We start from the raw sequence: 9,155 nt of genomic DNA, 5'->3' as shown, positions 1-9,155 counted from the left end.
GGAGCCGATCCGGGGCCCGCCGGCGCCACCTTTGGCGCCTGGCGGCAGTTGGCCGGGCAGCCGCCCGCTGCCAGCGCCGATCAGCTCGAAAAGATCGTCGACCAGATGGGTCTCCATTGGGACGTCGAGGCGCTGGCCGCGGTTTGTGAATACATCGACGACCTGGCGCGCTCGGGGCGGCCGGCGCCGTTTGCCGCGGCGGCAATCGCCGCTCACGTCGTCGCCATGAAGTCCGACTCCGAGCTTTTTGCCTGGTGGCTCGCCGACCTGGTGCTGGCGCAAAACCTGCGCTGGCCGCGCCCGCTGCCGCTGCTGATGGCACACGCTTTTGGCCCGGCGTTTCGGTCCAAGTCTGGCGGCGGCAAGCGGATCCGGCCAGGCGAAAAAGGGTTTGAGCGGGCAGTGTGCCTGGCGTTGGCGCAAGCCGCGGCGGACGCCTGCCGGTTGGCCGCCGAGCTGTCGCGGCGCGCGGAGCGGCTCATCGCCGTCGCACCGAAGCTCAGGGCAAAGGGGGCGGGCGATGTGATCCAAAGACTGCTCGACGACGACGCCCTCTCCGGATCGCTGACGACCAAAAGCCTGTCGCGGTTTGCGGCGCGGCGCCTGTTCGACCGGCTGCAACAGCTCGAGGCCGTGCGCGAGCTTTCCGGCCGCACCACCTTTCGTCTGTTTGGGCTGTAGGGATGAGCGAAGCGTCCACCCGCCGCAAGCCGAACCAACAGTCGGCCTTGCTCGACACGGAGCTCGAACATCTGCCGCCGGAACTGCGTTGGCGCGAGTGGATGGGCCGCGTCGAAGCGGTTGTCTTTGCGGCCAGCGAACCAGTGCCACGCGAGGTGCTGGCGCGGGTCGTCGGCAAGAACTGCAATCTTGAGCTGATCATCGACGACATCCGCGCCGAGCTCGCCGGCCGCCCCTATGAGCTGGTCTCGGTCGCCGGCGGCTGGCAGCACCGGACCAGAAAGGTTTTTGGCGATGCCATTCACGCAGCCTTCGGCACGGCAGCGGGCGAGGGGGCAAAAGAATTGCCGCAGGCGGAGGCGCTTGTCTTGATGTGCATTGCCTACTTCCAGCCGATCACCCGTGGCGAGCTCTCCAGCTTTTTCGGCAAGGAGGTGTCGCGTGACCTGATCGGCATGCTTCGCGCGCAGGATCTTATCGCTTCGGGTCCGCGCTCGCCGCAACCTGGCGCGCCCTATACTTATGTGACGACGAAAACTTTTCTGNGCTTCGGGTCCGCGCTCGCCGCAACCTGGCGCGCCCTATACTTATGTGACGACGAAAACTTTTCTGTCGCAGTTCGGGCTCGACACGCTGCGCCAGCTACCCGATTTCGAGGCGCTCGAGGACGCAGGGCTGCTGTCGAAGGAGAAGCTGCTGGCCGGCGATATTCCAGCCGGGCTGGCGAGCGGGGAGGGCGACGGCGAGGACGATGTCGTTGGGGACCAAGCGCCGTGACNATATTCCAGCCGGGCTGGCGAGCGGGGAGGGCGACGGCGAGGACGATGTCGTTGGGGACCAAGCGCCGTGACTGGGGGCGTCGTCGCGTTGCGATCCCAGAGACAGTCTAACTCAGGACCAGGACGACTGGTCGTGCGGCAACCGTTGATCGGGATCGTGAACCGCGACATGGTCGCCGTCGACAAGATTGGCCGGAAAGATCACCAGATTGGTGCCGCCGGCGTGACGCAGCGACGGGAACAGGATGCCCCGAAGTCCGGCGGTGATGACCAGATCCGCGAGCTTCCACGACGGCGGAATCTTCTTGTCTATGCGAGCGACCTGGCGCCAGGCACAATCCCACTCCTTCCACGCGCCATCCCAGATGTCCGGCTCGAACCCCTGCGACAGGTCGGCTACCTCGGCGAGCGTGATCTTGTAAGCGGCAAGGGTGGCGGGCGGGGTGATGCTGGCACCCTGCTTGGATTCATCAAGCGCCGTCTGGGTCGCACGCGACAGATAAAGTGCTTCGATGCCCGGCCGGTTGAAACGACCGCCGTCCATCGCCGCGCCTGCACCGCTGGTGGGCAGGAAAGCCCATTTGGGAGTCAGATAGCGATGGAAGATTTCGTCTGGACCGATGCGGGTGATCCTCACCCGCGCGCACCATTCTCGAGATCCCGGATAAAGGCCAGAACCGCCTCGACCTGGCCGCCCGCGACGAGCTCGGCTGCGGTACGATGGCCATAGTCGGCGATCGGTTCATTGCGGTACCAAAAGATCGCCTTGTTGACGNGCTCGGCTGCGGTACGATGGCCATAGTCGGCGATCGGTTCATTGCGGTACCAAAAGATCGCCTTGTTGACGTCGCCGGTGAGTTCCGTCGCCGCCGAGATCACTTTCACCATCTCGCGCATCCGGCCCTGCAGGCGCTCCGATGAGGGATTGCGGAGCGTGTTGCGGTGGACACCGGTCAGCTGGGCCAAGTTGGCCACCTTCACGCCCAGCGCCTGCGACAGGCGCTTCGGCGAGATATAAGGCGTGCGCGGCTCCTGCAGGCTATCGACAAAGCCGGAAATCACCGTGGAATGTGCGAGCTGTGCGTGGGCCATGACAAATCTCCGACCTCTCATATGCACAATATATGCNGAAATCACCGTGGAATGTGCGAGCTGTGCGTGGGCCATGACAAATCTCCGACCTCTCATATGCACAATATATGCACATTCCGATGCATAGCAAGTGGACGGAGGCATCGTCTTGTCCCCAACATGGAGCTGACCGGTTCGGTTGCTCCCGGCGGCATGCGTAGCGCCGGCACCGATTCCACCGCACAGGCATCCGATGCCCAGGACGAAAGGATTGCACGCTTCTCCTGGACGTCCAGCGTCGCGTCAGTCAGCACGTCCTGAGGTCGCTCGAAATGCCGTGCTGGATGGAGCAACCGGTCAAGAAAAACATCAGGACCCTCGGGCCCGATTGGGGGAAAACTCGTCGAAATGGCTCCTTCCATCGATGGTCCTCCGCTTTGAATAGTCTCCTTTGTTGATGTCATCTTTGGTGGCTCTCGCGATTTTCACCAGCCGAAATTTTGGAGAGTTTCGAGCAAATTTCAATGGCCCGACAAGGCCAAATCCTCGCAGTTCAGCCCACGATCAACATTTTTTCGAACCGGTGAAACAATCGGCGTGAATGTCAGTTGTTGCGTCTGGGAAAAGTCGCGCGGCAGCGCCAGGGCGGTCGGGCAGGAGAATCAATCATGTCTTACATTGCCAGGAAGCGACTGAGCATGGGCCTCGTCGCAGGAATCTTGATGCTCTCGGCTGGCGGCTTTGCTCCGGTTTCAGCACAGGAAATCCCGAACGACTTCAGCGCAATCCTGCGTCAGAAGCTGCCGGCCGTGGTCGCGATCACGACGAGGCAGATCATCCAGGACCAAACGATGCTCGACGATTTTCTCAACCCCTTCGACAGCCGCGGGCCTGCCCAGCCGCAGGTGCGAGAAGCTCTCGGCTCCGGCTTCGTGGTCAGTCCGGAGGGCTACATCGTCACCAACAATCATGTCGTGGCCGACTCCACCGAAATCCACGTCGTATTCTCCGATAAGGAGACTTCGCGCGCGCGACTTGTGGGCCGCGATCCAGCAACCGACATCGCGGTGCTGAAGGTCGATCCACGCCCCAACATGACGACCACCGCCTGGGGTGACTCTGACGCAATGCAGCCGGGTGCCTGGACGATCGCGATTGGCAGTCCCTTCGGGCTCGGGGGAACCGTGACCGTCGGCGTTCTTTCCGCCCGCTCGCGCGACATCCAGGCCGGCCCTTACGACGATTTCCTCCAGACAGACGCCTCGATCAACAGAGGCAATTCCGGCGGCCCGCTGTTTAACGCGCGCGGCGAAGTGATCGGCGTCAACACGGCCATCGTCTCGCCATCGGGCGGCAGCATCGGCATCGGTTTCGCCGTGCCGTCCCGAACTGCACGAAGCGTCGCCGATCAGCTGATCCGTACCGGCCGGATTGACCGCGGCTTCATCGGAGTGCGTCTCCAGGAGGTGACGCCGTCGCTTGCCCAAGCGCTTGGGATATCGAGCACCAAGGGAGCGCTGGTCGCCTCGGTCGAGCCCGGCAGTCCGGCGGAGAAGGCCGGCCTACAATCGGGCGATGTAATCACCCGGTTCAGCGGCAAGGACATCCAGGGCGTCCATGACTTGACACTGGCGGCAGCGAACGAAAAGCCAGGGTCGAAAGCGACGCTGACAAGGAACCGCGGCGGCTCCCAGCAGGAGGTGGAGCTGACCGTCGGCCAACGCAAGGACGAGGAGGTGCAGACCGGTGCCGTTCCGAGTCCGGAAGCGGCGGACCAACGCCTCGGGCTGTCGCTCAGCACCATTCCGGACGAAGCGCGCCAGCAACTCGGTCTGCAGCCGGGTACCACCGGCGTGTTTATCCAGGAAGTGGCGCCGAATAGCCCCGCCGCCGAGAACGGCCTTCGACCTGGCGACGTGATTGTCTCGGCCAACAACCGGGATGTGGCACAGCCGTCAGATATCCAGGAGGAGTGGGCAAGATCCCGGCAGCAGCACAAGCCCATTCTGTTGCGCATAAACAGGCAAGGACAATCGCTCTTCATTGCCCTAGCTGCTTCCTGACGTAGCGTGCGTCGAAACCAAAAATGTGGCAAAGTTTCCGTTCCGTATCCGAAAGAACGGAATCAGGTCGCCGGAGCCCAAACATCACTCCAGCCGCCTCCTCCCATCTCGCGCGCGGCAAAAAGCAGCCAGCCGGCCGTGGCTCCCATCATCGTCCGCACTTGAGCAGCTCGTGCCGAGCCCGTGTCAATTTTGACGCACTCCGTTCCTATATAGCGTGATAGAAGACCTTCGCCGCGTTGGCGATGATGAAGACCGGCCTTGCCGGAACCGCGCAGCGAGCGCCCTTCCCGAAGACGCCATATGACCACATCTCGCACGGTCATTGTTGAGACGGCAGCGTCAAAGTTCGCCGCATCAGTTGCAACGAGTTCTGGAAAATCAGGCCGGACTTGATGCCAGCGAATGATAACGTCAGGTCGGCTCGCCGTGTTCTGCATCGCTCGTTGTCGATGGGTGGCGATCATAATCGATGGGCGGGGCAACATAACTTCGGCCTCGGCTCTGCCGAACTCCCTGCCGATTTGGAATGCCGCTGAAAGCTGTCTCATGAACGGAGGGCTGCACGTATTTTGGAGGCATCGTTGGATCTTCCCGCTTTCATTTAGTCGACAATAGCTGGTCCGCTTGGAACGGCAGTCCGTCACCGTTCAAAAGCCACCCGTCGAGGCGGCCCTTTCATTAGGAACCCCTCCACATGACCAAACCCACCCCAACGCGCCGCGGCGCCAACACCGACGTGCGTGCGACCGTGAAGCGGCAGCACCTGCAGGTTCAACACTGGCTTTCGCAGGCGATGCCGTCTTTGTCGCGGTCTAGCTTGCGGCCCCAAGAGCAGTTGGCTGGGTACCAACTTGCTTCATCGCACGAGNTGCCGTCTTTGTCGCGGTCTAGCTTGCGGCCCCAAGAGCAGTTGGCTGGGTACCAACTTGCTTCATCGCACGAGCTGATTTGGGAACAGGTGCGCCGCGGCTCGCATGAATAGCCGCTTTGTGCGACCTGATGGCGGTTGATTAAGCCAAGCGGCTGGTTAGAAAGCGGCCGGTTGTCGGCATGCGCTAGACGCCACACCCAAGGCGCCTGAAAAGTTCCGGCCCACAGACCGAGCTTTGCCGCCTCTGCCTTCGCCTGCTGCCCCGCATAGGCGCCGTGGCTGTAGAGGGGCCAGTCCAGTGCCAAGCCCTGCTCGACAAGCCAGCGCTGAACGCTACGACCGCCCGCCCGATCGCAGTTCCCGACAAGACGCCCGTACCGATCACGATCGACAAAACTGCAATGCAGCGGTCGCGAAGCTGCCAGGAACTTGTCCAAGGCTTGGGCAGCGCGGCGCCCGCATGGGTAGTCAAAGCCCTTGGCGTCGTCGCAGTGCTGACGGCTCTCGGGCGCGTCGATGCCATTGAAACGAATCCTTTGGCCTGCAATCTCTACTGTGTCGCCATCGATCACCGAGGCGCGGCCTTCCATGTGGCCAGGCAATGGTTCTGTCCAGTTTGTTATCGTGCTCTGTTGGCCGGCGGTGCTCTGGATCGCGAATTGGGTGACTGCGGCGGCAAGCGTGCCGGCGCCGAGGAAGATCAGCCCCAAGAGGGGTCGCGGCAGCCGCCGTAACGGCATTCTTCTGCCGGCGCGCCTTCGCCAGCGGTCAGCCTGATTGGCGCCTTGATAACGGTGGCCTTTGCCCACGCCCGCTCTCCCGGAAGAGAGAATGCCGCCATTCCGGGCGAGAGTCCAGAAGCTGCACTAGCCGGTCGGCAACTGGTCAACGCGGGGGGCACCGGCTCAGCCTTTCAACCGTCTCAACTATGGCCTTCGCAAGCGGGCATCAAGGTCCGCGTGAAGCACCTCCGGGGCGAGGAAGACCTTCGGCACGCCTCGCTGCAGGATTTTTGGGATGAAGACTAGAACGCCGTTTGTGTCTCCAAGACGCGACAACGCAAAGTTCACCGGCCCGGCCAAGCGCCGACTATTTGACAAGCGCGCAAATGGCGTATGCTGTCAGCGTCCAAGCTGTTGGGGNTGACGCGCTGGCACCGCCACCTATGACGACTTTTGGCTTGGGACACCAAGCCTGTGCGGATTTGTCTGGGCTTGTATCACTCGCGCTTGCATACTGGGTGATTTCCCAACCGCCGACGCCGTCCTTCCCCGCCGGACCCTCAGCCCCCATTGCACCTCTAGGTCCCTGCTTGCCGGGAAGACCTTGTGGACCGACAGGCCCTTGGGGCCCTGGGGGGCCTGCCGTTGTGCAACCTGCAAGGAGGGCGACGCATGCTAGAGCGGTAATAATTCTCATGACCACCTTCCCGGTTTCCCGGTGAGTTGACGACAAAAAACATTCGCCAAATCAACCGAATGTACCACCACGCGATTGTCGTGGATAGGAACGCGATCGGCGGCTAACGGAACGTCGCATATGCGCCGTGACGACGGGCGGCCAGCAATCGTAGCGTAGAGTGTTGACGCGCCTTCCTTGCCGTTGAAGCTCTCGATGAAGCCGTATCCGGCATGATGTTCTTGGTGCCATCGTTTGTTCGGTACGTCAGGTTCGTTAAGCTTGGCGCATCCGGGCCACGGGGCACCGGGAGCACGCAAGTGCGGGCAGGCCGGCGTATGCAGATGAACTGCGAGTTCGAGCACATTATCTGGCCGCCCCTACGACTCGCCCGGATGCGCTGCGAGTGCGGATCCGTATTTGTCGTGTTGCCCGCTCGCTCCCTGTTCGTGACCAACGATGGAGGGAACCGTGCGTATTATCGGCATGGACATACACCGCGTAACCGCCGAGGTCGTGTCGTTGCTTGATGGCGAGATCGTCAAGCTCGGCCGCGTTCAAATGCTGCGCAATAAGCTCGAGGAGTTCGCCAGGAAGGAACTCACCCACGATGATCATGTGGTGATCGAGGCGACAGGCAATGCTGCTGCCGTCGCTGAAGTGCTGTCGCCCTACGTCCATCGGATCGTGATCGCCAATCCCAAGCAGGTGCACATGATCGCGCACGCGAAGGTGAAGACTGACACGATCGACGCACTGTCCTTGCGAAGCTCTACGCCTCGGGCTTTCTGCCGGAGGTCTGGGTTCCGGATCCGGGGACCCTTGCCCTCCGAAGACAGGTCACCAGGCGGACACAGCTGGTTCGCCAGCGTTCGCGGCTGAAGAACCTGATCCAGTCAATCCTCCACGCCCACCTGATCCCGCCGTGTCCGCATGGGAACCTCGTCGGGATCAGCGGGCGCAAATGGCTGACGAGGCAAATATTGCCTGCGGATGAGCGCGCCGCCATCGAGCGCCACCTCGGCTTGATTAACCAGATCAACGAGACGTTGACGGTGGTCGAGGCGGATATAGCCGTACATGCCCTTCAGGATCCGACAATCCGCCGCCTGATGACGTTGCCCGGCCTCGACGTCACCGTGGCTGCGAGCGTTGCCGCGGCAATCGGCGACATACGGCGCTTCAGCGATCCACAGAAGCTCGTTGACTATCTTGGCCTCAATCCGAGCGTGCGGCAGTCCGGTGAGGGGCCAGCCTATGACGGGCGCATCACGAAGCAGGGCCGCGGCCATGCGCGGGGGATGCTGGTCGAGGCGGCATGGGCGGCTGTGCGATCGCCAGGACCTCTTCGCGCCTCCCACAAGCGGATCGCCTCGCGCCGCGGGAAGCACATCGCGGCCGTCGCCACTGCGCGCAAGCTTGCAATGATCATCTGGCACATGCTGAGCAAGGATACCGCAAAAAAGCCTCGGCGCTGGGTCGTTGCGCCGAGGCTTTGGGCACGTACAAGCTACACCAACATGTCCGTTTATAAACGTGCGCTAATAATGTAAAAAACGGTGAACCACGCACAGGCGGAAGGGCGCACGCTCAAAGCTGGGGTGAAGCGGCAATATCAGTCATGACAAGTTGCGCGCCCTGATTGTTCCACCTGGCTTTCGACCGAACGAGGGGACGAGGATGTCGGCTGTGTTGATTTGGCAAGATGATGTACTCCGTCACCGCTCATGCCGATGAAGGGAGGCTTGAACCGCAAATCTCGAAATGTCTAGTGATGGCCACTGGGACCCCGCACATTCGGGGATTCGAAGCTGATTTTCAGGTGGTGCTAAGCAAGGCCGGCAAGGTGGAGACGATCACCGTTATGCTAGGTATGCTCATACATCGCGCTTTGCTCTGAGTGGCGGCCCAGCAGCTTGGGTTAGGGGGGCCGCTGGGCCTGACCAGCGAGCGTTCGGGAATGCTCGACTGGCCGGTTAGTATTTTAGATAAATCTAATATAATCGAACCATGCGAACGAAGTACGCGGCGGTAAGAAAGTGGCTGGCGTCCGATTCACTTACCGCGCGGTTTTGCCTTGGGTTCTGGCGAGCTTTCGGACGGGTTTGCAGCCAATTTTGCAGATCGCCGATCTGTTACCCACAGGGACTTTTTCCTCGCCACCAATTCGTCACGATCGCCCTCAGCGGTCGCTCGGCTATGCATCGCAGCTATGGCGTAGTGGGCTCTGTTGGTTCGATAGTCTTCTTTTTGGACAGTCATCGTTTGCTCCCAGTTTCATAGCCCCTC

At 61.7% G+C, this 9,155-nt stretch carries 6 protein-coding genes and 3 pseudogenes; 4 read left to right on the top strand and 5 right to left on the bottom strand.

Annotated elements, in window-relative coordinates:
• Together X760_RS73245 and X760_RS73240 are read left to right on the top strand one after the other, a co-directional pair.
• On the top strand, nt 1–681 hold a 681-nt coding region (locus tag X760_RS73245), incomplete at its 5' end, for a DUF1403 family protein (RefSeq protein ID WP_023723194.1).
• 2 nt (nt 682–683) lie between these two features.
• Nucleotides 684–1,458: pseudogene (locus X760_RS73240) on the top strand (SMC-Scp complex subunit ScpB).
• 114 nt (nt 1,459–1,572) lie between these two features.
• Here X760_RS73240 and X760_RS73235 read toward each other — a convergent pair.
• From X760_RS73235 to X760_RS78740, 3 genes and pseudogenes are all read right to left on the bottom strand, one after another.
• Entirely contained in the window at nt 1,573–2,097 is a 525-nt protein-coding gene (locus X760_RS73235; protein ID WP_023723192.1) for an RES family NAD+ phosphorylase, read from the bottom strand.
• Nucleotides 2,094–2,552, bottom strand: a complete 459-nt coding sequence (locus tag X760_RS73230; protein WP_023723191.1) for a hypothetical protein — start codon at nt 2,550–2,552, stop codon at nt 2,094–2,096. The genes X760_RS73235 and X760_RS73230 overlap by 4 nt, the downstream gene beginning before the upstream one ends.
• 167 nt (nt 2,553–2,719) lie before the next feature.
• A pseudogene (locus tag X760_RS78740) lies at nt 2,720–2,953 on the bottom strand (hypothetical protein); the annotation flags it as partial.
• 246 nt (nt 2,954–3,199) lie between these two features.
• On the opposite strand from X760_RS78740, the gene X760_RS73225 reads away from it, so the two are divergent.
• Entirely contained in the window at nt 3,200–4,594 is a 1,395-nt protein-coding gene (locus X760_RS73225; protein ID WP_031195538.1) for a Do family serine endopeptidase, read from the top strand.
• 62 nt (nt 4,595–4,656) lie between these two features.
• Here X760_RS73225 and X760_RS77040 read toward each other — a convergent pair whose 3' ends face one another.
• The gene (locus X760_RS77040; protein WP_156937504.1) at nt 4,657–5,145 is read right to left on the bottom strand and encodes a hypothetical protein; all 489 of its coding nucleotides are present in this window, start codon (nt 5,143–5,145) and stop codon (nt 4,657–4,659) included.
• Between the two features lie 223 nt (nt 5,146–5,368).
• Entirely contained in the window at nt 5,369–6,178 is an 810-nt protein-coding gene (locus X760_RS79000; RefSeq protein ID WP_023723188.1) for an excalibur calcium-binding domain-containing protein, read from the bottom strand.
• A 1,159-nt stretch (nt 6,179–7,337) separates the two neighbouring features.
• On the opposite strand from X760_RS79000, the pseudogene X760_RS75990 reads away from it, so the two are divergent.
• Nucleotides 7,338–8,311: pseudogene (locus X760_RS75990) on the top strand (IS110 family transposase); the annotation flags it as partial.
• Between the last annotated feature and the right edge of the window lie 844 nt (nt 8,312–9,155).

This window comes from Mesorhizobium sp. LSHC420B00, from assembly GCF_000503055.1.
Taxonomy (GTDB): Bacteria; Pseudomonadota; Alphaproteobacteria; order Rhizobiales; family Rhizobiaceae; genus Mesorhizobium.
This window is presented reverse-complemented; position numbering and strand designations above follow the sequence as displayed.

Coding starts and splice junctions, on each gene's coding strand:
- X760_RS73225 (WP_031195538.1), top strand. CDS start 3,200: ATGTCTTACATTGCCAGGAAGCGACTGAGCATGGGCCTCGTCGCAGGA.
- X760_RS77040 (WP_156937504.1), bottom strand. CDS start 5,145: ATGAGACAGCTTTCAGCGGCATTCCAAATCGGCAGGGAGTTCGGCAGA.